16 protein-coding genes are annotated in these 23,174 nt (G+C 73.2%); 10 read left to right on the forward strand and 6 right to left on the reverse strand.

Going from position 1 to position 23,174, the window contains the following annotated elements:
• Nucleotides 1-224 precede the first annotated feature (224 nt).
• On the forward strand, nt 225-2,705 hold the full coding sequence (gene pcrA / locus ACWGJM_RS08075; RefSeq protein WP_453410809.1) for a DNA helicase PcrA: 2,481 nt from the start codon (nt 225-227) through the stop codon (nt 2,703-2,705).
• A 39-nt stretch (nt 2,706-2,744) separates the two neighbouring features.
• Here pcrA and ACWGJM_RS08080 read toward each other — a convergent pair whose 3' ends face one another.
• Together ACWGJM_RS08080 and ACWGJM_RS08085 are read right to left on the reverse strand one after the other, a co-directional pair.
• Complete coding sequence (locus ACWGJM_RS08080; RefSeq protein ID WP_453410810.1) at nt 2,745-4,262, reverse strand: M23 family metallopeptidase; 1,518 nt, start codon at nt 4,260-4,262, stop codon at nt 2,745-2,747.
• 255 nt (nt 4,263-4,517) lie between these two features.
• On the reverse strand, nt 4,518-5,381 hold the full coding sequence (locus ACWGJM_RS08085) for an esterase/lipase family protein (RefSeq protein WP_453410811.1): 864 nt from the start codon (nt 5,379-5,381) through the stop codon (nt 4,518-4,520).
• Between the two features lie 296 nt (nt 5,382-5,677).
• Here ACWGJM_RS08085 and ACWGJM_RS08090 point away from each other — a divergent pair, with 296 nt between their 5' ends.
• Nucleotides 5,678-6,094 carry a cobalamin B12-binding domain-containing protein gene (locus tag ACWGJM_RS08090; protein ID WP_390740234.1) on the forward strand — a complete coding sequence of 139 codons (417 nt, stop codon included), beginning with the start codon at nt 5,678-5,680 and terminating at the stop codon, nt 6,092-6,094.
• 98 nt (nt 6,095-6,192) lie between these two features.
• On the opposite strand, the gene ACWGJM_RS08095 is transcribed toward ACWGJM_RS08090, so the two are convergent.
• On the reverse strand, nt 6,193-7,815 hold the full coding sequence (locus ACWGJM_RS08095) for a DUF5691 domain-containing protein (protein WP_453410812.1): 1,623 nt from the start codon (nt 7,813-7,815) through the stop codon (nt 6,193-6,195).
• Between the two features lie 97 nt (nt 7,816-7,912).
• A complete protein-coding gene (locus tag ACWGJM_RS08100) occupies nt 7,913-9,271 on the reverse strand; it encodes an SWIM zinc finger family protein (RefSeq protein ID WP_453410813.1) in 1,359 nt (452 codons plus the stop codon).
• 132 nt (nt 9,272-9,403) lie between these two features.
• Between ACWGJM_RS08100 and ACWGJM_RS08105 the strand changes: the two genes are divergently transcribed.
• From ACWGJM_RS08105 to sucD, 7 genes are all read left to right on the forward strand, one after another.
• A complete protein-coding gene (locus ACWGJM_RS08105; protein ID WP_453410814.1) occupies nt 9,404-10,534 on the forward strand; it encodes an ATP-binding protein in 1,131 nt (376 codons plus the stop codon).
• On the forward strand, nt 10,531-12,930 hold the full coding sequence (locus ACWGJM_RS08110) for a DUF5682 family protein (protein ID WP_453410815.1): 2,400 nt from the start codon (nt 10,531-10,533) through the stop codon (nt 12,928-12,930). Before ACWGJM_RS08105 ends, ACWGJM_RS08110 begins: the two co-directional genes overlap by 4 nt.
• The gene (locus ACWGJM_RS08115; protein ID WP_453410816.1) at nt 12,927-14,108 is read left to right on the forward strand and encodes a VWA domain-containing protein; all 1,182 of its coding nucleotides are present in this window, start codon (nt 12,927-12,929) and stop codon (nt 14,106-14,108) included. The genes ACWGJM_RS08110 and ACWGJM_RS08115 overlap by 4 nt, the downstream gene beginning before the upstream one ends.
• 97 nt (nt 14,109-14,205) lie before the next feature.
• The gene (locus ACWGJM_RS08120) at nt 14,206-15,072 is read left to right on the forward strand and encodes a hypothetical protein (protein ID WP_453410817.1); all 867 of its coding nucleotides are present in this window, start codon (nt 14,206-14,208) and stop codon (nt 15,070-15,072) included.
• Between the two features lie 153 nt (nt 15,073-15,225).
• The gene (locus ACWGJM_RS08125) at nt 15,226-17,052 is read left to right on the forward strand and encodes a hypothetical protein (protein WP_453410818.1); all 1,827 of its coding nucleotides are present in this window, start codon (nt 15,226-15,228) and stop codon (nt 17,050-17,052) included.
• A 419-nt stretch (nt 17,053-17,471) separates the two neighbouring features.
• On the forward strand, nt 17,472-18,653 hold the full coding sequence (gene sucC / locus ACWGJM_RS08130) for an ADP-forming succinate--CoA ligase subunit beta (protein WP_453410819.1): 1,182 nt from the start codon (nt 17,472-17,474) through the stop codon (nt 18,651-18,653).
• Between the two features lie 28 nt (nt 18,654-18,681).
• Nucleotides 18,682-19,566 carry a succinate--CoA ligase subunit alpha gene (sucD, locus tag ACWGJM_RS08135; RefSeq protein WP_388791736.1) on the forward strand — a complete coding sequence of 295 codons (885 nt, stop codon included), beginning with the start codon at nt 18,682-18,684 and terminating at the stop codon, nt 19,564-19,566.
• Between the two features lie 163 nt (nt 19,567-19,729).
• Here the strand turns inward: sucD and ACWGJM_RS08140 are convergent, their stop codons facing one another.
• The gene (locus tag ACWGJM_RS08140; protein WP_453410820.1) at nt 19,730-20,548 is read right to left on the reverse strand and encodes a sigma factor-like helix-turn-helix DNA-binding protein; all 819 of its coding nucleotides are present in this window, start codon (nt 20,546-20,548) and stop codon (nt 19,730-19,732) included.
• Nucleotides 20,549-20,661: 113 nt separating this feature from the next.
• Here ACWGJM_RS08140 and ACWGJM_RS08145 point away from each other — a divergent pair, with 113 nt between their 5' ends.
• Nucleotides 20,662-22,350, forward strand: a complete 1,689-nt coding sequence (locus ACWGJM_RS08145; protein WP_453410953.1) for a cell division protein PerM — start codon at nt 20,662-20,664, stop codon at nt 22,348-22,350.
• Between the two features lie 34 nt (nt 22,351-22,384).
• Here the strand turns inward: ACWGJM_RS08145 and ACWGJM_RS08150 are convergent, their stop codons facing one another.
• On the reverse strand, nt 22,385-23,161 hold the full coding sequence (locus tag ACWGJM_RS08150) for a hypothetical protein (protein WP_453410821.1): 777 nt from the start codon (nt 23,159-23,161) through the stop codon (nt 22,385-22,387).
• Nucleotides 23,162-23,174 lie beyond the last annotated feature (13 nt).

Consider the following 23,174-nt stretch of genomic DNA (forward strand, 5'->3'; position numbering starts at 1 on the left):
CGGCGAGGTTCGCCGGTGGGGGTCGTACGGCCTGGCGGAACGCTAGCCAACTCGTGTGACTCATGTGAAGGTTGGTGCACGATATGTCCGATACATTTTCGTGACCCGAGACGGGTGTGTCGTTGTCGTGACCATGTGCTTTCACAGGGTGAGGAGATCGTCCGTCGGCCAAGTTCCGAGGGTGGCGGCCGGTTGTCGGTGGGGCGCCCTAGACTCGGAGAGCGATGAGCAGCCTCTTTGACGACAGCTTCCTGGCGGACCTCCAGGCCCCTCGCGGGCACGACGAGGAGTCACCGCCGCCGCCCGAGGACGATCACGCTCCGGAGCCGGTTCCGGACGATCTGTTCGGCGGGAAGTTCGACGTGCCGCCGGACCGGGACGAGTATTACCGCGACGGCGCCCCGCGCCCGGCGATCGACGCCGCCGCGCTCCTGGAGGGGCTGAACGACAACCAGCGCGCGGCCGTCGTCCACGCCGGCTCCCCGCTGCTCATCGTGGCCGGCGCCGGCTCCGGCAAGACCCGTGTGCTCACCCACCGCATCGCCCACCTGCTCGGCGAGCGGGGCGTCCACCCGGGCCAGATCCTGGCGATCACCTTCACCAACAAGGCCGCCGGCGAGATGAAGGAGCGCGTCGAGCAGCTCGTCGGCCCGCGCGCGAACGCTATGTGGGTGATGACCTTCCACAGCGCGTGCGTGCGGATCCTGCGCCGGGAGAGCAAGAAGCTCGGCTTCACGTCGTCGTTCTCGATCTACGACGCCGCCGACTCCAAGCGCCTGATGGCCCTGGTCTGCCGCGACCTGGAACTCGATCCCAAGCGCTACCCGCCGAAGTCCTTCAGCGCCAAGATCTCCAACCTGAAGAACGAGCTGATCGACGAGGAGGACTTCGCCGCCCAGGCCGCCGACGGCTTCGAGAAGACCCTCGCCCAGGCCTACGCCCTGTACCAGTCGCGGCTGCGCGAGGCCAACGCCCTCGACTTCGACGACCTGATCATGACGACGGTCAACCTGCTCCGCGCCTTCCCGGACGTCGCCGAGCACTACCGCCGCCGCTTCCGCCACGTCCTGGTCGACGAGTACCAGGACACCAACCACGCCCAGTACGCCCTCGTACGGGAGCTCGTCGGCACCTCGGAGCACCCGGCGGACGTGCCGCCCGGCCCGGACGACCTGACGCCCGCCGAGCTGTGCGTGGTGGGCGACGCCGACCAGTCGATCTACGCCTTCCGCGGCGCGACCATCCGCAACATCCTCCAGTTCGAGGAGGACTACCCGGACGCGACGACGATCCTGCTGGAGCAGAACTACCGCTCCACCCAGACGATCCTCTCCGCGGCCAACGCGGTCATCGAGCGCAACGAGTCCCGCCGCCCCAAGAACCTGTGGACCAACGCGGGCGCGGGCGCCCGCATCACGGGCTATGTCGCCGACACCGAGCACGACGAGGCGCAGTTCGTCGCCGACGAGATAGACCGCCTCACGGACGCGGGCGAGGCGAAGGCCTCAGACGTCGCCGTCTTCTACCGCACCAACGCCCAGTCCCGTGTCTTCGAAGAGGTCTTCATCCGCGTCGGCCTGCCCTACAAGGTCGTCGGCGGTGTCCGCTTCTACGAGCGCAAGGAGGTCCGGGACGTCCTGGCCTACCTGCGCGTCCTCGCCAACCCCGAGGACTCCGTCCCGCTGCGCCGCATCCTCAACGTGCCCAAGCGCGGCATCGGCGAGCGCGCCGAAGCGATGATCGACGCCCTGGCCCAGCGGGAGAAGATCAGCTTCCCGCAGGCGCTGAAGCGGGTCGACGAGGCGTACGGCATGGCGGCGCGGTCGACGAACGCGGTCAAGCGGTTCAACGTGCTGATGGAGGAGCTCCGTACGATCGTCGAGTCCGGCGCGGGTCCGGCCACCGTCCTGGAAGCCATACTCGAACGCACCGGATACCTGGCCGAGTTGCAGGCCTCCACCGACCCGCAGGACGAGACCCGCATCGAGAACCTCCAGGAACTCGCGGCAGTGGCACTGGAGTTCGAGCAGGAGCGTGGCGAGGGCGAGTCGGTGGGCCTGTCCGACTTCCTGGAGCAGGTCGCGCTGGTCGCCGACTCCGACCAGATCCCCGACGAAGAGGACGGCGACGGCGTCATCACGCTGATGACCCTGCACACCGCCAAGGGCCTGGAGTTCCCGGTGGTCTTCCTCACCGGCATGGAGGACGGGGTCTTCCCGCACATGCGCGCCCTCGGCCAGACCAAGGAACTGGAGGAGGAGCGGCGCCTGGCGTACGTCGGCATCACACGCGCGCGGGAGCGGCTGTATCTGACCCGGTCGGCGCTGCGCAGCGCGTGGGGCCAGCCCTCATACAACCCGCCCTCCCGTTTCCTGGAGGAGATCCCGCCCGCCCATGTGGAGTGGAAGCGGAAGGGAGCGGCGGCCCCGATGCCCTCCGGACCGGCGTCCGGGGTGGCCGCCTCGCTGTCCTCCACCCGCTCGCGCTCCTCGGCGTCGGGCGCCTCCGGCTTCGCCACCCGCAGGACCTCGGAGAAGCCGGTGGCTGCGCTGGCCGTCGGGGACCGGGTGACGCACGACCAGTTCGGGCTCGGCACGGTCGTCGGGGTGAAGGGCACGGGCGCGAACGCCGAGGCGACGATCGACTTCGGCGACACCAAGCCGAAGCGGCTGCTGCTGCGGTACGCGCCGGTGGAGAAGCTGTAGGAGGCGTCGGGGTTCCGGGGGCTCGGCGCCCCCGGGAGCCTACGCCGGGTCGAGCCCGTGGCTGCGCAGCCACGGCAGCGGGTCTATGGCCGCTCCGCCGCCCGGCCGGACCTCGAAGTGCAGGTGCGGGCCGGTGGAGTTGCCGGAGTTCCCGGAGTACGCGATCGGCGTCCCGGCTTTGACGGTCGTGCCGGAGGGAACCCGGTAACTGGAGAGGTGGCAGTACCAGGTCTGCGTGCCGTCCTTCGCCGTCAGGATCAGCATGTTGCCGTAGGCGCTGTTCCACTTCGTCGAGACGGTACCGTCGGTCGCCGCCATCACCGTCGTGCCGTACGAGACGGGGAAGTCGATGCCGGTGTGCACCGACATCCAGTTCACGCCCGCCTGGCCGAAATAGGCGCTGAGCCCTTTCTGCGTGACCGGAAGGACGTACTTGGGGCGCAGCCGCTCCTTGCGGGCCGCCTCCGCGGCCGCCGCCTTCTTGTCGGCCGCCTGCTGGGCCTTGAGGTCGATGCGCTCCTGCGTGCGGCTGGCCCGGTCGGCGAAGTCGTCGGCGCCGGCGGAGAGGGTCTTGAGCTGGGAGTCCAGCTTGCTGTTGGCGATGGACGGTTTCACCGCATGTGTGTCCGAAGCGGTGGCCGTGGTGTCCTTGCCGCTGTCGTCGGTCAGGCTGCCGACGGAGGCGGCGGCGATTCCGGCGACCCCCATCACACAGACCGAGGGCACGGCGACGGTCAGCAGGGCGGAGCGCTTGGGGGGCGTACGGCGCCGGGAGCGGGCCGCGCCGCGGGAGCCCGGCCGGGGCGGCGCCGGGGTGACCTCTTCCTGGTCGTCGAGCAGGGGAGCGACGGCGGACATCTCGCCGGTCGCGGCCAACTCGTCGCCGTCCGCGACGGGTTCCTCCTCGGCGTTCTCCTCGTACCCCTCGTAGGAGACCTGTTCCTCGTACCCCTCGTAGGAGACCTGCTCGAAGGTGGCGGTCCCCTGCTGATCGAAGCGCTCGGGCTCGGTGGCCGTGGCGGTGCCGTCGGAGTTCCACTGCGTGGCGTCGTACGCGCCGGTGTCGAAGGCCTGCGTGCCCCACTCCCACTGCTGGGTGAGGTCGGCCGCGCCCCCGGACTGGTCGTGCTGGAGCCAGGCGTTCGCTTCCCACTGGCCACTGACGTCCGGGGACGTCGCCTGGTGCGGGATGCCGACGAACTGCTGCTGGCCGGTCGTCCATGCGGTGGCGTCGTAGGCGCCGGAGTCGTAAGCGGCGTGGTGCTGGGCCGCGTACGGGTCGTAGTGCGCGCTCTGGCCGACGCCGGTCGTCCACTGCGTGGCGTCGTACGTGCCGGTGGTGTGGCCCTCGCCCGGGAGGTTGCCGAAGAGCGGGTCGGAATCGAAGGTCGTGGTGGCGTGGGCGCCGGTCTCGAAACCGGTGGCACCGTACCCGTCGTACGTGGTGAAGTCGCCGTACTGGGCTTCCTGGCCGCCGTGGGTCGCGTAGTGCGCGGAGGCGGCGTCGGAAGCCGGAGTCGGGGTGGTCATGGTCCCCGACGGGTGACGGTCGTTCACCAACTTCTCTTTCGCCTCGACAACAGGGGCTGGCAGAGCAGTGCGGCGACTGTACCCGGCGGTACGCGGGCGCGACAATCTTCGGCCGGTTTCACGTTCGCAGGAAACGGGCATTCGGCCGTGTTTCGGGGGACGATGGACGTGGGTTTGGCTTTGTGTTCGAAGGACGTTCGAAGCCGGATGGGTGTCCGCCCAGCAAACGGGCCGTCCCGGGCGGCTGTTGCGCCGCCCGGCACGCCCGTGGTCGAGCCGGGGTCAGGACGCGACCGTGAGTCCGTTCCGGCGTTTCACGGTCCGCGCCGCCGGCCGCTCGCTGTCGAGGGCCTGCCGTATCCCGGACGCGACGGCCGGATGCACCGGCAGGGCGAGATGCCCGACCCCCGTTACCGGCACATTCAGCGCCATCAGGTCGGGATGGTCGATACGGGCGGTTTCCAGCGGGTCCATCAGGGAGTCCAGGTCGCTCCAGAAGCTCACGAAGTAGGTGCGACAGCCGGGCGCGGGGCGGGTGAGCTCCTCGATCAGCTCTGAGTCGGGGCGCATCTGGCGCACGATCGGGTGCGCGTTCGCCAGCGGCACGACCCGGGTGCCGCCGTGCGGGCTGCCCAGCGTCACGAGCGTACGGACCCGGCGGTCACCGCCGAGCCGCTGCACGTAGTAGCGCGCTATCAGCCCGCCGAGGCTGTGGCCCACCACGTCGACGTGCGGACTGCCGGTCCGCTCGCAGACCTCCTCTATGTGCCGGCCCAGCAGCTCCGCCGCGGCACGGATGTCCCGGGTCAGCGGCGAGTAGTTGAGCGACTCGATCCGCTGCCTGCCGTGCTGGAGGAGATTGCGGCGAAGCAGCAGGAAGACCGAGCGGTTGTCGACGAAGCCGTGCAGCAGGACGACCGGCGGCCGCTCCTGGACCGGCAGCTTGGCGCCGCCGTCCGGCACCGCCACGACGGGGGAGCGGCGCTCCGGGAGGATGCCGGTCGGATACAGCAGCACATGCCCCGCGAGGATCGCGGCTTCCAGGGCGGTCGCCTTCAGGAGCGCCAGGGACAGGCCGGCGATTCTGTCCGGCACGAGGCGGCGGCAGAGCGGGAGTATGGGGTCCAGTGCCCTGGTGACCATCATGGCCGGCCTCCTGTCGGCACGCCGGAGGACGGCTCCGCCCCCCGTGTGCCCTCATGGGATGCCACGAGAAGCGCGGTCGACGGGGCACGAGTGGCCCGCGTGAGAGACGTGGGGCGTGCGGCGCCCGCGGCGTCCTGCCCTGCCTGCCCGACGTGCCTTTCGTGACCCCGTGGACCACGCCGCGGCTCCCGAACGTGTCCCACCGTGTGATTTCCCCCTCGGTCCGCGCCGTGAAACTGGCGGTTGCGGGATCCTGTAGATAACGTTCGTTCACTTCTCGCTTCATGGAGGCAGTCATGGGTGTGGCAGCCGGTCCGATCCGCGTGGTGGTCGCCAAGCCGGGCCTCGACGGCCACGACCGCGGCGCCAAGGTGATCGCGCGGGCGCTGCGCGATGCGGGCATGGAGGTCATCTACACCGGCCTCCACCAGACACCGGAGCAGATCGTCGACACCGCGATCCAGGAGGACGCCGACGCGATCGGCCTGTCCATCCTCTCCGGCGCCCACAACACCCTCTTCGCGGCGGTCATCGACCTCCTCAAGGAGCGCGACGCCGAGGACATCCTGGTCTTCGGCGGCGGCATCATCCCCGAGGCGGACATCGCACCCCTGAAGGAGAAGGGCGTCGCGGAGATCTTCACGCCCGGCGCCACCACGGCGTCGATCGTGGAGTGGGTGCGGGAGAACGTGCGCCAGCCCGCGGAGGCGTAGCGCCTCGGACGGCACACCCGGGAGGGGCGGCGCGCCGGTCAGAGGACCTGGCGCACCGGCAGGCAACATTCGCCCCGTCGCGACGCCCGGCTGGGGCACTAGGCCGCACCCAGCTCGTCCGTCATCGCCGCGCGCAGGCGCAACGTCGTGACGAGCCGCTGGAACGCCTCCGCCCAGTACCCTCCGGCCCCCGGCGACGCGTCCTCCCGCTCGTCCGGCACCGCCAGCAGCCCGTCCAGCCGTGAGGCCTCCGCCGGGTCCAGGCACCGCTCGGCCAGGCCCATCACGCCACTGAAACTCCATGGATAACTCCCCGCGTCCCGAGCGATGTCCAGGGCGTCCACGACCGCCCGCCCGAGCGGAGCAGCCCACGGCACCGTGCACATCCCGAGCAGCTGGAACGCCTCCGACAGTCCGTGCGTCGCGATGAATCCCGCTACCCACGCGGCGCGTTCCTCCGCGCCCAGCGTGCCCAGCAGCTTGGCCCGCTCGGCCAGCGAGACCGCCCCCGGGCCACCCGCCTCGGGCGCCGATGGCGGGCCGAGCAGCGCCCGGGACCACTCGGCGTCCCGCTGCCGCACCGCCGCGCGACACCAGGCCGCGTGCAACTCGCCCAGCCAGTCGTCCGCGACCGGCAGCGCCACGATCTCCTGAGGCGTGCGCCCGCCGAGCCGTGCCGGCCAGGTCCCGAGCGGTGCCGCTTCCACCAACTGGCCCAGCCACCACGACCTTTCTCCTCTACCCGTAGGAGGTTTGGGCACTACACCGTCTCTCTCCATCCTCGTGTCGCACTCAAGTGGTGCTTCCACCACGATCGTCGCCCTGTCCCGTGTGTGATCGATGGCCACACAGGCCCCGGCCCGCACCGCCATCCGTGCGGCGAGCGCCGATCCGGGCAGCGCGGACAGCAACTCGGCGGCCGTCGCCCGTACGTTGCGGCTGCGGTCGGCTAGCGCCTGTTCCAGGAAGGGCTCGTCCTCCGCGGTGAGCCCCGTGCGCAGCGAGTCGAGGAACATCAGCCGGTCCTCCGCGCGCTCCGTCGCCCATGTGCCCGCCAGCAGCTCGCGCGCGACCGCGGGTCCGTGCGCCCGGACCGCCGCGAGCAGTGCGACCCGCTCGGCGAACAGCCCCTCCTCCCAGAGCTGGCGCACCTCGTCGGAGTCGTCGGGGTCCGGCAGCGCCGCGCCGCCACCGGGCGCCGCGCGCAGGGCGAACCGCCAGTCCGGGTTCAGCCGGGCCAGCCACAGCGCCCGCGCCCCCGCGAACTCCAGCACCGCCGGGCGCAGGTCCGTACGGCCCCGGGCCGCGTCCAGCAGCACGGGCAGCGCCTGCGGGGGCGGAGCGTATCCGCGCGCGTTCGCCGCCGCGAGCCACTGGGGCAGCAGCTCCATGAGATCGGGCGAGGTGCCCCGGCGGCCGCCCCCGCCCGTGCCGGGGCGGCTGGCCAGCAGCATCGCCAGCCTGCGCGCCGCCGGGGCGGGCAGCACGGGGCGCGGGTCCTCGGGCGCCGGTTCCGGCCGCCGGGCCGCCGGCGCCGGACGCAGCCCGGCCCGCCGCCGTACGGTCTCCACGGCCGCCGAGTCCAACAGCGCCACTGGAGCCTCCCGCCCCGGCGTGCCCCCGGCCGGCGGACGCCGGTCGGTACCGAGCAGGGCCGCGGTGACGAGCTCCTCCCAGACACCCGCGACGGGCGCGTCCGCCGAAGCGGGGGTGCTGTTCATGACTGCCTCTCGGTCGGTGGGCGGTCCGGCGAAGTGGTTGAACGGTTACCCACGTCGGGTGTCCCTCGGGGCGGGCGATATGCGTGCCCTCGCCCGGTCAACAAAGCACCACCGCCTCCCCCGCTCCCGCCGGCCAGGCCGTCAGGGGAGTGAAGCCCCGGTGGCCGCACTCGCCGAAGACCTTGACGGGAGCGCCGCCGGAGAGGGCGACGAGGCGCCACAGGCCCGGTCGGGAGTGGGCGGTGGGAGTGAGGGGGAGCGCCGAGTCGGTGTCGGCGTCCGCCAGTTGCCAGGAATCACCGGCCGGGGCCGGTACGACCCGCTCCAGCGTGACCGGAACCGCGTCCAGCCAGGGATCGGCCCGCAGGGCCTCGCCGTACCGCGCGGCCGCCTCGGCCGTGGTCAGACCCGGCGGCCGGATCCCCGCGGGCGCGGGCGCGGCGAACCGCTCGCCCAGCGCCGCCCGCGACTGCCCGGCGCCCGGATACGCGGACACCTCGGCGTCGAGGACCAGCCCGACCGGCAGCGCCAGTTCAGGGGCGCGGCCGGCCGCGCCGTACGACAGCAGCAGAGCCGTACGGCCCGACTCGGCGCCGTACAGCCATATCCGGCGCGTGGTCAGCTTCGGGTCGGACGTGTCGTACTGGGCGAGGACGAGCCAGCGGTCGCGCACCGGCGGGCCGTCCGCGGAGGCGGGCAGGCCGACGCGGGAGCGGACCGTCGCCGCGAGGCCGTCCGGGAGCCGCTCGCGGCGCAGCCAGCCCTGGTCGAGCAGGTGCAGCAGCGCGCACTCCTCCAGCAGCCGCACCGGCCAGCCCGGCCCGGACGCCGGTATCGCCCCCAACTCGCGCACCCGGGCGGCCAGTCCCGGCGCCTGGGCGTCGACCATGCGGGCCGCGGTCTCCTCCCACAGCCCGTACCCCGCCGACTCCGCCGAGGCCAGGCCGCCGCGCAGCAGATCCGCCAGCCGCTGCTCCAGCTCCGTCGCGCCCGCGGTGACCCGCTCGGCCCGGCGCTCCGCCCGGCGCCGGGCCGCCTCCGGATCGGGGGCCCCCGAACTGGAACCACCGCCGTCACCAGCCCGTTTGTCCTCCCGGTGGTTACGCCTGCCCGAGATCCACTGCTCCGCCCAGTCCGGAGCCTGCGCCGCCCCCGGCACCGCGCCGTCCCCGCTCGCCCACAGCAGCAGCAGGCCGAGCGCGTGCTTGCACGGGAACTTCCGGCTCGGGCAACTGCACTTGTACGCGGGCCCGGCCGTGTCCGCGATGTCGACGACCGTCTGATACGGCCTGCTGCCACTGCCTTTGCACAGCCCCCACACCGTCCCCTCGTCGGCACTGCCCGTCCCGGACCACGGCCCGGCCACGCCGAGTTTGCTCCCTGCCTTGCGTGACGCGGCGTCAGGCGCCAGTGCCAGCACCTGCTCCGCGGTCCAGCGCACCCCCTGCTCAGTCATGCCACCGACGGTAGATCCCGCCACTGACAATCGGCCCGGCGAGCCCGTCTGCGCAGGTCAGTGCGATTGTCAGTGGTGTGGTGCAGGGTTGGTGACAGATCCGAACCGGCCGAGCTGGAGGGGGCCTCAGCCATGTCTGTGTCCGTGGAACCGACGTCCGTGCAGGCGCATGGGAAGCAGCCGGCCGAGGTGCTCAGGCCGCACGCCGAGGACGCCTTCGCGGCCGAACTCACCGCGCTGGCCGCGCAGGACGACCGCCCTCGCCCGGCCCGCTGGAAGCTGTCGCCGTGGGCGGTCGCCACGTATCTGCTCGGCGGCACGCTGCCGGACGGCACGGTGATCACGCCGAAGTACGTGGGTCCGCGCCGCATCGTCGAGGTCGCCGTCACCACGCTCGCCACCGACCGCGCGCTGCTGCTGCTCGGCGTGCCCGGCACCGCCAAGACCTGGGTGTCCGAGCATCTGGCCGCCGCCGTCAGCGGCGACTCGACCCTGCTGGTGCAGGGCACGGCGGGCACCCCGGAAGAGGCCATCCGCTACGGCTGGAACTACGCGCAGCTGCTCGCCCACGGCCCCAGCCGGAACGCGCTCGTGCCCAGCCCGGTCATGCGCGCCATGGCCGAGGGCATGACGGCCCGCGTCGAGGAGCTGACCCGCATCCCGGCCGATGTGCAGGACACGCTGATCACGATCCTGTCGGAGAAGACACTGCCGATACCGGAGCTGGGGCAGGAGGTGCAGGCGGTCCGCGGGTTCAACCTCATCGCCACGGCCAACGACCGCGACCGAGGGGTCAACGACCTGTCCAGCGCCCTGCGCCGCCGTTTCAACACGGTGGTGCTGCCGCTGCCGGAGAGCGCCGACGCCGAGGTCGACATCGTCTCCCGCCGCGTCGACCAGCTCGGCCGCTCCCTCGACCTGCCGGCCGTGCCCGACGGCATCGACGAGATCCGCCGCGTCGTGACCGTCTTCCGCGAACTGCGCGACGGGATCACCGCCGACGGCCGGACGAAGCTGAAGTCGCCCAGCGGCACCCTGTCCACCGCCGAGGCCATCTCGGTCGTCACCAACGGCCTCGCGCTGGCCGCGCACTTCGGCGACGGCGTGCTGCGGCCGGCCGACGTGGCCGCGGGCATCCTCGGCGCCGTCGTCCGCGACCCGGCGGCCGACCGCGTCATCTGGCAGGAGTACCTGGAGACGGTCGTCCGCGAGCGGGACGGCTGGAAGGACTTCTACCGGGCCTGCCGGGAGGTGAGCGCGTGAACGACACCCCATGGCCGAGGTCATCGGCCGCCGGACCGCTGCTGCTCGGCGTGCGGCACCACGGGCCGGGCTCGGCGCGGGCGGTGCGGGCCGCGCTGGAGGCGGCCCGGCCGGAGGTGGTGCTGATCGAGGGGCCGCCCGAGGCCGACGACCTGGTTCCGCTGGCCGCCGACGACCGCATGCGGCCCCCGGTCGCGCTCCTCGCCCACGCCGTGGACGAGCCCGGCCGCTCGGCGTTCTGGCCGCTGGCCGAGTTCTCCCCGGAGTGGGTGGCGATCCGCTGGGCCCTGGCACACGGGGCACATGCCCGCTTCATCGACCTGCCCGCCGCCCACACGCTGGCGTGGGAGAGAGAAGAAGGAAGAGGAGAAGGAAAAGAAGAAGGAAGAGGAGGAAGAGGAGGAGGGGGAGACGAAGGGGGAGACGAAGGAGAGGCGGATGACGTCCGCCTCGATCCCCTCGCCGTCCTCGCCGAGGCCGGCGGCTACGACGACCCCGAGCGCTGGTGGGAGGACGCCGTCGAGCACCGGGGCGGGGTCGACCGGGACCCGTTCGCGCCGTTCGCCGCGCTCGAGGAGGCCATGGGGGCGCTGCGGGAGCGGTACGGCACCGGCGGGCGCGCCCGGGACCCCGTGCGGGAGGCGTACATGCGCCTCCAGGTGCGGGCCGCCCAGCGGGAGTTCGGGGACGAGGTGGCCGTGGTCTGTGGGGCGTGGCATGTGCCCGCACTGCGGGAGAAGGCCGCCGTCACCGCGGACCGGGCGCTGCTGAAGGGGCTGCCCAAGGTCAAGACGGACATGACCTGGGTGCCGTGGACGCACCGCAGGCTGGCCCGGGCCGGCGGGTACGGCGCGGGCATCGACTCGCCGGGCTGGTACGGGCACCTGTTCACCGCGCCCGACCGGCCCGTGGAGCGGTGGCTGACCAAGGTCGCGGGGCTGTTGCGCGAGGAGGACCGGATCGTCTCCTCGGCCCATGTCATCGAGGCGGTGCGGCTGGCCGAGACGCTCGCCGCGATGCGCGGCCGCCCGCTGGCCGGCCTGAGCGAGACCACCGACGCGGTGCGCGCGGTGATGTGCGAGGGCTCGGACGTGCCGCTGGCGCTGGTGCACGACCGGCTGGTGGTCGGGGATGTGCTGGGCGAGGTGCCCGAGGGGGCGCCCGCGGTGCCGTTGCAGCGCGACCTGGCCCGGGAGCAGCGCCGGCTGCGGCTCAAACCCGAGGCGCTGGAGCGGGAGCTGGAGCTCGACCTGCGCAAGGAGACCGACGCCGGACGGAGCCGGCTGCTGCACCGGCTGCGGCTGCTCGGCGTCGACTGGGGCGAGCCGGTGGCCTCCCGTGGCAGCACGGGCACGTTCCGGGAGACCTGGCGGCTGCGCTGGGAGCCGGAGCTGTCCGTGCGGGTCGCCGAGGCCGGGGTGTGGGGTACGACCGTGGTCGCCGCCGCGACGGCCAAGGCGGAGGCGGACGCCTTGGCCGCCCGGTCCCTCGCCGACGTCACCGCCCTCGCCGAGCGCTGCCTGCTCGCCGAACTGCCGGACGCCCTGCCGGTGGTGATGCGCGTGCTCGCCGACCGGGCGGCGCTGGACACCGACGTCGGCCACCTGGCGCAGGCCCTGCCCGCCCTGGTCCGCTCCCTGCGCTACGGCGATGTGCGCGGCACCGGCACCGAAGCCCTCGCCGAGGTCGCCGCGGGCCTCGCCGAGCGGGTCTTCGTCGGCCTGCCCCCGGCCTGCGCCGCACTGGACGCCGACGCGGCCGAGGAGATGCGAGGACATGTGGACGCCGTGCACGGGGCGGTGGCCCTGCTCGCGGAGGCGGCCGTGCCCGGACACGGCGACCTGCGTCCGCGGTGGCGCGCGGTGCTGAGGACGCTGTCCGCGCGGGATGCCGTGCCCGGGGTCGTACGGGGTCGTGCGGTGCGCATCCTGCTCGACGACGGCGGGTTGGGGCAGGACGCGGCGGCCCGGCTGATGGGTCTCGTGTTGTCGCCGGGGACGCCACCCGCGGACGCCGCCGCGTGGATCGAGGGCTTCGTCGGCGGCGGGGGCGGGATGCTGCTGGTGCACGACGAGCGGCTGCTCGGCCTGGTCGACGCCTGGCTGACCGGGGTGCCGGCGGAGGCGTTCACGGACGTACTGCCGCTGCTGCGGCGCACGTTCTCGGCGTACGAGGCGGGCGTGCGCAGGACGCTCGGGGAACTGGTGCGGCGTGGGCCGGGCGCCGCGCGGAGCGCGACGGCCACCGGCGCGGGCATACCCGGCTTCGCGGCCGACCTCGACCCGGACCGCGCGGACACGGTGCTGCCGGTGGTGCGGCTGCTGCTGGGCCTGCACGAAGACGGCGCGGCCGGCGCGTACGCCGACGACAACGACCCGGTGGGGGTGGGCACATGACGAACGAGCCGGCGTATGCCGACGACCCGGCCCGGGAGCGGCTGCGGCGCTGGCGGCTGGTGCTCGGGGGAGACGCGGCCGACGGCACCGGATGCGCCCTCTCCGGGCGGGACGCGGCGATGGACGGGGCGCTGACCGCGCTCTACGGCAAGGGCGACCGGCCGCGGGCGGGCCGGGACCGGGCGGCGGGGCTCGGGGCGTCGGCGCCGTCCGTGGCGCGCTGGCTCGGGGACATCCGCACCTACTTCCCCTCTTCCGTCGTCCAGGTCATGCAACGGGACGCCATCGACCGGCTCGGGCTGGCGACCCTGCTGCTCGAGCCGGAGATGCTGGAAGCGGTCGAGGCCGACGTGCACCTCGTCGGCACGCTGCTCTCGCTCAACAAGGCCATGCCGGAGACGACGAGGGAGACGGCACGGGCGGTCGTGCGCAAGGTCGTCGAGGACCTGGAGAAGCGGCTGGCCACCCGCACCCGGGCCACTCTCACCGGCGCCCTCGACCGCAGCGCGCGGGTCAGCAGACCACGCCACCACGACATCGACTGGAACCGCACGATCGCGGCCAACCTCAAGCACTACCTGCCGGAATACCGGACGGTCGTGCCGGAGCGGCTCATCGGCTACGGGCGCGCCTCGCAGTCGGTGAAGAAGGAAGTGATCCTCTGCATCGACCAGTCCGGTTCGATGGCGGCGTCCGTCGTCTACGCGTCCGTGTTCGGGGCGGTGCTCGCCTCCATGCGGTCGATCAGTACGCGGCTCGTCGTGTTCGACACGGCCGTCGTCGACCTCACCGACCAGCTGGACGACCCGGTCGACGTCCTCTTCGGCACCCAGCTCGGCGGCGGTACGGACATCAACCGCGCGCTCGCCTACTGCCAGTCGCAGATCACCCGGCCCGCGGAGACGGTGGTCGTGCTGATCAGCGATCTCTACGAGGGAGGCATACGCGAGGAGATGCTCAAGCGGGTCGCGGCGATGAAGGCGTCGGGGGTGCAGTTCGTGGCGCTGCTCGCGCTGTCGGACGAGGGGACGCCGGCCTACGACCGGGAGCACGCGGCCGCGCTCGCCGCGCTGGGCGCACCGGCGTTCGCCTGTACGCCGGATCTGTTCCCGGAGGTGATGGCGGCGGCGATCGAGAAGCGGCCGCTGCCCATACCGGACATCACTACCCATCGGTAACGGGGGGCTTGCACAACCTCGGGCGGGACGTGCGAGGATCGACCGCGCATCCCGTCGACCCGTCAGCCCGTTCCGTCGCACGGAGGATCCTCCGCTCTTGACCTGGCCAGCAGCCCTGTCCGGTGCCGCTGTGCGCGTCCTGCGCACGGCGGCCGGACGGCGTGCCCTGCAACTGGCGCTGTTGGTCGGCGGCTTGTTCGCACTCGGCTTCCTCTGCGGCGAACAGGCGCATGCGGCCGAGGGGACGACACCGGACGCTTCGGTGTCCTCGGTGTCCTCGGTGTCCTCGGTGTCCTCGGTGTCCTCGGTGTCGGCCGTGTCGTCGGTGACCTCGGCGACCACCGAGGATGCCGTACGGACCGTCAGCGCTCGTGTCGCCCGGCCGGTTGGTGACGTGGCCGGCACGGTGACCCAGGATCTGGACGAGGCACAGGCCAAAGCACCGTCGGTGCCGAAGCCGGCCGCCCTGCCGAAGCTGCCCGCGCAGCCCTCGCTGCCCGCGCCGCCGGTCGTCGAGGTGCCCGCGCCGCAGCAGCCGGGCGGCCAGGGGGTGTCGTCGTCCCCGGGGACCGCGTCCGCCGGACACGTCGGCGCGGAGCACCGTACGGAGGTCCGGGCGGACTCCCGTACCGAGCGCCGTACCGAACCCCGTACGACGGTGACCGGGCCCCAGGGGCCGCGCGTCACCCCGGACTTCGGAGCACCGGTCACCGGTGCGCACGCCGACGGCCTGCGCACCGCGGACCGGGTCGGCGCCCCCTCCCGCCCCGCGCCCTCCGGAGACCCGGACGGGGCGCTCGCCAACCGGGCGGCGGTCGGCGGCGACATGTCACGCCATGCCGACGCGTATGCCGTCACCCCTGACCACCGGGCGCCGCTGCGTCTGACGCCCGGTGCCATCGCGCGCGTCGACGCGCCCGGGACCCGGGACAGGCACCGGGACATCCCCGTCTTCCCCGGCTAGGGCTCCCTCCCCGAGGCAGAAACGGCCATTTCTCCCGCCGTGGACCTGCCGCGCGGGGGCGGAACAGGTCTGCCCGCCCGTCCGGACATCCCCCAGCTCTCCGGACGGAAGCCGCTCAAGACGTCCCGGAACCCTGAAGGAACTGACGCACGCATGAACAAGAACATCCGCCGCTCCATCGTCATAGCCGCCGGTGTCACCGGCGCGTGGGCGCTCGGCTCGGCCGTCGCCAGCGCCGACGAACTGCCCGCCTCGGCCCTCTCCGCGCCGGACACGGCCGCCGACACCCCGACCACGGACACCGTGAGCACCGTCACCGCCACGGTCGACGGAGTCGTCTCCGACGTGCGGGACACGGTGGCCGAGGCGAAGACCACGGTGACCGACACCCGGTCCGGCACCGACACCACCGCCCGGGCCCGCCACCACGTGGACGCAAAGGTCCCGGGTGCGGCGAAGACCAGAGGCGCCCAGGCCATCAAGGGCGCCCAGGCCGCCCGCGTCGCGCGGACCGTGACCGCCCCTGTCGCGGACCGGGCGACCACGAAGGCCCCGACCGGGGTCACGGACACGGCAGCGCACGCCGTCACCGAGGCGACCCATGCGCACACCTCCCCGAAGGGAGAGGTCGACTACCTCTTCGGCCCCCTCTCCTCCTTCGCTCCCGAGTTGGAAGAGGCACTGGCCGCCGCCCAGACCAAGCTCCAGACCACCGGGGCGGCCACCCGTACGGGCGTGCACGGCAGCACGGCCGGCGTGACCGCCGCCGCGCAGCACACGTCCGACGGAGCCCAGGGCCGCACCGCTTCCGCGGCAGCTCTGGCCGGCGGTGAGGCCACGCGCGCGTCCGGCGCCGCCGAAGCCGCCGTCGCCGCCGTCCCCGGCCACGTCACCGGCACCGTCACCGGCACCGTCACCGGCGTCGAGCAGCAGGTCGTCGGCACGGTCAGGGCGGTGCCGGGAACGGTCACCCCGGTCGTCGGCCAGACGGCCGCCGCGGTCCTCCCGCCGGTCGCCGGGACCGCCGTGGACGGGGTCCTGCCGGTGGCCGGCCACGCCGTGGCGGGCGTCGGCCCCGTCGCCGGGCACGCGGTCGCCGGGGCCGTGCCGACCGTCACCGGCGCGGTGGACGGCGTCACGCCAGTGGCCGGCGGTGCGGTGACCGGGGTGACGCCCGTCGCCGATCACGCCGTTGCCGCCGCCACGGAGCTGGCGTACGGCGTGGTCGCGGATGTCGAGCCCGTTGTGGGCGGTGTGGTGCAGGGTGCCCGGCCGGTCGCCGGGGGCGCGGTGGCAGGGGTGTGGGGCGTCGCCACGGGGGCCGTGGCGGACGTGCCGGCGTATGCCACCGGAGTCGTCGCCGACGTGCCGCCGTACGCCACCGGTGTCACCGGGCAGGTCGTCGCCCACGACGCCACGGACGCGGTGCTGCCGCCGGTCGCGAACACCGCCGTGCGCGGGGTCGTGCCGGTCGCCGGGGAGGCCGCCGGGGACGCGGGGACGCTGGCGTACGGCGTCGCGGGCGACGTGCGGCCCTTCGCGGGCGGGGTCGCCGGTCAGGTGCCGCCGCTGGCGTACGGGGTGACCGGGCAGGTGGGGCCCTTCGCGCAGGGCGTCGCGGGGGAGGTGCCGCCATTCGCCGACGGGATCACCGGGGCCGTCCGGCAGGTGGTCGACCCGGTCGCCGGCAGCGCCACGACGCTGGCCCACGGGGTGACGGGAGACGTCGCTCCGTTCGCGGGCGGGGTGGCCGGCCAGGCCGACCCCTTCGTCCGGGAGGTCGCCGGGCAGGTGGCGCCCTTCGCGCAGGACCTCACCGGGACCGTCCGGACCGGCGCCGGTCCGCTCGCCGGGCACGCGGTCACCGGTGTGACGGGCGTGGCCGAGTCGGCGCTCCCGGGATATGTGCATGACACGGGGTACGCGCACCTCGTGCAGAACCCGCACAACATGCACGACGGGCACACCTACAGCGTCTGAGGAGGCCCGTCCCGACCGACTCCGTGGGGTTGAACGGCCCGGACGGCCGAATGCCGTCGGCCCGTGCGGCCGACACCTCACGGACCGGGGTGGCTGGTCCCCATTGGGGTGGGGATCAGCCGCCCACGGCCCTGAAGGGCCACTTCAGAGGCCTCACCGGGTCAACCCCAGCCCGGTGAGGCCTCGCCCTCCCGGCACGCCGTGCCAGCATGGGCGGCATCATGTGACAGGTATCACCGCTCAGGTGTGACCCTCGATTTAGGGAGCCCCGGGAAGCGGCGATAACCTGCGAGACGGACATGCCGCGCGCTCGGACACCGTGTGCGCTTCCCTAGTGACACATGCGGACGTCACGTTGCCCTTCGCGGCACGCCCACGCATCCAACGAACCGCGAGATCACTGATAGGGACGGAAGCGCGTGGACCTGTTCGAGTACCAGGCGAGGGACCTCTTCGCCAAGCACGATGTACCGGTGCTGGCCGGTGAAGTCATCGACACGCCTGAGGCGGCGCGCGAGATCACCGAGCGGCTGGGCGGCAAGTCCGTCGTCAAGGCGCAGGTGAAGGTCGGTGGTCGCGGCAAGGCCGGTGGCGTCAAGCTGGCCGCCTCCGCGGACGAGGCCGTCGCCCGCGCGACGGACATCCTCGGCATGGACATCAAGGGCCACACGGTCCACAAGGTCATGATCGCCGAGACCGCTCCGGAGATCCTCGAGGAGTACTACGTCTCCTTCCTCCTGGACCGTGCCAACCGCACCTTCCTCTCCATCGCCTCCGTCGAGGGCGGCATGGAGATCGAGGAGGTGGCGGCCACCCGCCCCGAGGCCGTCGCGAAGATCGCGATCGACGCCATCGACGGTGTGGACGAGGCCAAGGCCCAGGAGATCGTGGCCGCGGCCAAGTTCCCGGCCGAGGTCGCCGACAAGGTCGCGAACGTCCTCGTCAAGCTGTGGGACACCTTCATCAAGTCGGACGCCCTCCTCGTCGAGGTCAACCCGCTGGCCAAGGTCGCCTCCGGTGAGGTCATCGCCCTCGACGGCAAGGTGTCGCTCGACGAGAACGCCGAGTTCCGCCACCCCGAGTACGAGGAGCTCCACGACAAGGACGCGGCCAACCCGCTTGAGGCCGCCGCCAAGGCGAAGAACCTCAACTACGTCAAGCTCGAGGGCGAGGTCGGCATCATCGGCAACGGCGCCGGTCTCGTCATGAGCACCCTGGACGTCGTCGCGTACGCCGGTGAGAAGCACGGCAACGTCAAGCCGGCCAACTTCCTGGACATCGGCGGTGGCGCCTCCGCCCAGGTCATGGCCAACGGTCTGGAGATCATCCTCGGCGACCCGGACGTCAAGTCCGTCTTCGTCAACGTCTTCGGTGGCATCACCGCCTGCGACGAGGTCGCCAACGGCATCGTCCAGGCGCTGAAGCTCCTGGAGGACCGGGGCGAGAACGTCACCAAGCCGCTCGTCGTCCGCCTCGACGGCAACAACGCCGAGCTGGGCCGGCAGATCCTCACGGACGCCAACCACCCGCTGGTGCAGCGCGTCGACACCATGGACGGCGCGGCCGACAAGGCCGCCGAGCTGGCCCACGCCGCCAAGTAAGCACTCAGGACGAGGACACCAACACACCATGGCTATCTGGCTCAACAAGGACAGCAAGGTCATCGTCCAGGGCATGACCGGCGCCACGGGCATGAAGCACACCAAGCTCATGCTCGGTGACGGCACCCAGGTCGTGGGCGGCGTGAACCCGCGCAAGGCGGGTCAGACCGTGGACTTCGACGGCACCGAGGTACCCGTCTTCGGCACCGTCAAGGAGGCCATCGACAAGACCGGCGCCAACGTCTCCGTCATCTTCGTGCCGGAGAAGTTCACCAAGGACGCGGTCGTCGAGGCCATCGACGCCGAGATCCCGCTGGCCGTCGTGATCACCGAGGGCATCGCCGTGCACGACACGGCGTCCTTCTGGGCGTACGCCGGCAAGAAGGGCAACAAGACCCGGATCATCGGCCCGAACTGCCCCGGCATCATCACCCCGGGCCAGTCGAACGTCGGCATCATCCCGGGCGACATCACCAAGCCGGGCCGCATCGGCCTGGTCTCGAAGTCCGGCACGCTGACGTACCAGATGATGTACGAGCTGCGTGACATCGGCTTCTCGACGGCCGTCGGCATCGGTGGTGACCCGATCATCGGCACCACGCACATCGACGCCCTCGCCGCGTTCCAGGCCGACCCCGACACCGACCTGATCGTGATGATCGGTGAGATCGGCGGCGACGCCGAGGAGCGCGCGGCCGCGTTCATCAAGGAGAACGTGACCAAGCCGGTCGTCGGCTACGTCGCGGGCTTCACCGCGCCCGAGGGCAAGACCATGGGCCACGCGGGCGCCATCGTCTCCGGTTCGTCGGGCACCGCCCAGGCGAAGAAGGAGGCCCTGGAGGCCGCGGGCGTCAAGGTCGGCAAGACGCCGACCGAGACGGCGAAGCTGGCGCGGGAGATCCTGGCCGGCTGAGGCAGGCCGAGCGAGCGCCGGTAGGCCCGTTCCCCGAGGTGGGGGCGGGCCTACCGCCTTTTGCGCCGTGGAATCGCTTTGCTCTGCGGGGTCGCTTTGCTCCTCGGGGTCGCTTTGCTCCTCGGGGTCGCTTTGCTCTGCGGAAACGTTTCACTCCGCGGGATCACCGCGGCACCGGCAGCAGCCTCTCCGGCCCGTGCGCCGACTCCTGCCGCAGTTTGGCCCGCAGGGCCAGTTCCTTGGCCGACAGCGGGCCCAGGGCTGCTCTCGGCGGTACGCCCCGCACCGCCTGGGCCGGACCGGGGGGTTTGTCGAAGTGGGTCGGGGCGGTCCGCAGCGTGAGTGCGGTCGCGCCGACGACCGAGGCCGTGAGGGCGATCGCGGCCCGGGTCCAGCGGCGGACCCGGCGTTCGCCGAGCGATCGCACCACCGTCGGCCCGGCGGCCCGCAGCAGATCGGTGGAGGCCAGTTCGGCCAGCCGCCGGTGCAGCAGGTGACAGTCCGCCAGTTCCGGGATCCGCGCGGCCACCGCGGCGCGGGCGCGCGTCAGCCGGCGCGCCGCCGCCGGTGTGCTCGCCTCGGTCTCCGCCGCGGTCTCCGGCAGGTCGAGGCCGACACCGTCGTACAGCAGGAGCGTGCGGCGGTAGGGCGGCGGGAGCTTCAGCAGGGCGTCCAGCAGAGCGCGGTCGGCGGCGTCGGCCGGGGGCGGGTCGGGGCGGCGGAGCAGGTGGAAGCGGTGCCAGGGGGAGAGTGCGCACTCGTACGCCGTGGCCCGTACCCAGCCCGCCGGGTCCCGGTCCCGGGCCACCTCCGGCCAGCGCTGCCAGGCGAGCTCGAAGGCCCGCTCCACGGCGGCGCGGGCCGACTCGCGCCGCCCGGTGAGCAAGTACGTCTGCCGTACGAGGGCGGGGGCGCAGAACTCGTACAGCGCGTCGAAAGCCTGAGCGGGTGTCAGGGCGACATCGGTCTGACGGAGCGTCACCGGTCAGCCCTCCAGAGGAAAAAACACATAAACATATATTGAGCGACACTTCGGTGGTTCGCCTGTTACGCCCGTAAAGCGCGTGTCGTTGGGAGCATGGCGGCGTGACGCAGATGACCGCTCGCCGACCGTCGTTGTCGCTCTTGCTCACCCGGCTGCGTGACCGATCGCCCGGACTGGCCGCGAGCCTCCTGGGTGGCGCGGTCGCGGCCGGGCTCGGCCTCGGCTGCTTCGCCGTGCTCGTGATGGTGCTGTGGGTCAGCTCCCCGTACCCCGACAGCGGACCGGGCGGCGCGCTGCACGTCGCCGCCGCGCTGTGGCTGCTGGCGCACGGCGTCCAGCTGGTCCGCACCGAGACGCTCTCCGGCGTCCCCGCGCCCGTCGGAGTCACCCCGCTGCTGCTGCTCCTGCTGCCGGCCTGGCTGCTGTACCGGGCGGCGCGGGACGCGACGGACGCGCCGGCCGACGCCGACGGCCCGCCACCGGTCGCCGCGCACACGGCGTGGACGGGCGTCGTCCTCGGCTACCTCGGGGTCGGCGCCGCCGCCGTGCTGTACGCCTCGGGCGGTGCGCTGCGGCCAGTCTGGGAGTGGGCGGCGGTGTGTCTGCCGCTCGTCGCGGTGGCCGCGGCGGGCGCGGGCGTGTGGTCGGCGTACGGCCGTCCGCGCGAGCCCCTGCTGAGCGTGCTGGCGCTGCTGCCGGGGTTCCTGCGCCGCCGGGCCCTGGCGCCGGGCGGGCGGGCCGGGCTCCGGGCGGCCGTGCGGGCGGCGCTGGCCGGGACGGCGGTGCTCCTCGGGGGCGGGACGCTGCTGCTCGGGGTGTCGCTGGTGGGCCACGGCGAGGCGGCCCGCGCCTCCTTCCTCCAGATGACGGAGGGCTGGACGGGACGGTTCGCCGTGCTCGTGCTGTGCCTCGCGCTGACGCCCAACGCGGCGGTGTGGTCGGTGGCCTACGCCCTCGGCCCCGGGTTCGCGCTCGGTGCCGGACACCCGGTCGACCCGTTCGCCTCCCATCCCGCGCCGCTGCTGCCGCCCTTCCCGCTGCTCGCGGCGGTACCGGACGCGGGTCTCCCGATGCCGTGGAACTGGGCCGCCAGGGCGGTGCCGGTGGCGGCGGGGGTGACGGTCGCCTGCTTCGCGGCGCGGGCCGGGGAGCGCCGGGCGCGCTGGACTCCCGCGCGGGCCGCCGGGACGGCCCTGCTGGCGGCCGTGTTGTGCGGGGCCGTCTTCGCCGCCCTGGCGAAGCTGGCGGGCGGCCCGCTCGGGGTGGCGGCGCTGGCCCGGTTCGGGCCGGTGTGGTGGCAGGTGGGCGGCGCGGTGCCGGCGTGGCTCGGGGCGGTGGCGGTGCCGGTGGCGGTGGTGGTGCGATGGTGTCGGGGACGGGCTTCGCGAGGGGTGGCGGAAGGGGAGCCCGAGGGACCGGCCAAGGCGGGGGCGACGGAGGCCCAGAAGCAGTGGGAGGAGGCATCGAAGGCGTGGGAGGCGACGCCGGCACCGGCGCCCGAGCCGTCCGTCTACGACGGCGCCCTGGACGCCTACGACGTACTGCCGGCCGAGGCACCGAGCCGACCCGCTCCGCCGGCCCCGACCACCACGCCGGCCTCGGCTGCCATGCCGACCGAGTCGATGCCGCCTGCGCCGACCACGTCCGTCCCGTCGGCCCCGACAGCCGCGCCGGCCGCGTCCATCCCGTCGGCCTTCAACGCCGAGTCGACCCCGGCTGCCTCGCCGAACCCGACCGCGTCCACCACGGCACCCCCGTCCACCCCGCCGGCTCAGCCGACCCGACCGGACGACGAGTGACCCCCGTGCATCGCCCGTCCGCCCGTGCGAGCAGTCAGCCGTTGTTCCCCAGCAGCCCCCGCAGCTCCTGCGGCAGCAACTGCTGGCAGGTCTGCTTGGCCTCGTTGGTGAGGGAGTCGTTCACGCACGCGTAGTAGTCGCGGTAGGCCAGCTGGGCCGTGAAGGTGGCCGCCACGAGGGCCAGCGCCAGGGAGCCGGTGACCAGGCCGCTGATCGCCGCCGTGGTCTGGGGACGGCCGCCGGCCTGCGGGGCCGGGGTGTCCGGGTCGGGCCTGCGGGGCTTGGCGCGCAGGGCGCTGATGCCCCAGTAGAGGGCGAGGGCGCCGAGCAGCAGCGCCACGTACGGCCAGCTGAACAGGGCGAAGAAGAAGGCCCACATGCCGCACAGCAGCGCGTAACGGGCGCGGCGCTGGGCGGGGTCGGTGGGGTCCCAGCGCAGGTTGGGGCCGGGGCCGCCGTCCGGACCCTCGGGGCGGCCGCCGGGGCGTTCGCCGAAACCGTCGGGGGAGCGGCCGGGCTGGCGGTCGCTCCACTGGCTGCCCCACGGGGAGCGGCCCCCGTCACCGGAGTCCGGCGAGCCCTCGGAGCCCGAGGGGTGGCGGGGCCGCCAGGGCCGGTCCGGTGTGCCCTCCGGCGGTGGGGCGAAGGGGTTGTCGTCCGTCGGCGCGTCGTCCTGGCCTTCGCCGTCCGGCCGGCCCGAGGGCGCGTCGGGTGGTGAGGCGGGCCGCTCCCGCAGCAGCACGGAACCCCGCTCCCTTCCCTGGTCCGGCTGCGGGGGGAACGTGAGGAGTCGCAGACTGCGGTCCGGCATCAAGTGAGCGTCT

This window comes from Streptomyces sp. NPDC054834, assembly GCF_053611185.1.

Bases quoted from the DNA above. Each gene is read 5' to 3' on its own strand.
- pcrA (WP_453410809.1), top strand. From the start codon at position 225: ATGAGCAGCCTCTTTGACGACAGCTTCCTGGCGGACCTCCAGGCCCCT.
- ACWGJM_RS08085 (WP_453410811.1), bottom strand. From the start codon at position 5,381: ATGATGGTCACCAGGGCACTGGACCCCATACTCCCGCTCTGCCGCCGC.
- ACWGJM_RS08090 (WP_390740234.1), top strand. From the start codon at position 5,678: ATGGGTGTGGCAGCCGGTCCGATCCGCGTGGTGGTCGCCAAGCCGGGC.
- ACWGJM_RS08095 (WP_453410812.1), bottom strand. From the start codon at position 7,815: ATGAACAGCACCCCCGCTTCGGCGGACGCGCCCGTCGCGGGTGTCTGG.
- ACWGJM_RS08100 (WP_453410813.1), bottom strand. From the start codon at position 9,271: ATGACTGAGCAGGGGGTGCGCTGGACCGCGGAGCAGGTGCTGGCACTG.
- ACWGJM_RS08105 (WP_453410814.1), top strand. From the start codon at position 9,404: ATGTCTGTGTCCGTGGAACCGACGTCCGTGCAGGCGCATGGGAAGCAG.
- ACWGJM_RS08115 (WP_453410816.1), top strand. From the start codon at position 12,927: ATGACGAACGAGCCGGCGTATGCCGACGACCCGGCCCGGGAGCGGCTG.
- ACWGJM_RS08125 (WP_453410818.1), top strand. From the start codon at position 15,226: ATGAACAAGAACATCCGCCGCTCCATCGTCATAGCCGCCGGTGTCACC.
- sucD (WP_388791736.1), top strand. From the start codon at position 18,682: ATGGCTATCTGGCTCAACAAGGACAGCAAGGTCATCGTCCAGGGCATG.
- ACWGJM_RS08145 (WP_453410953.1), top strand. From the start codon at position 20,662: ATGACCGCTCGCCGACCGTCGTTGTCGCTCTTGCTCACCCGGCTGCGT.
- ACWGJM_RS08150 (WP_453410821.1), bottom strand. From the start codon at position 23,161: ATGCCGGACCGCAGTCTGCGACTCCTCACGTTCCCCCCGCAGCCGGAC.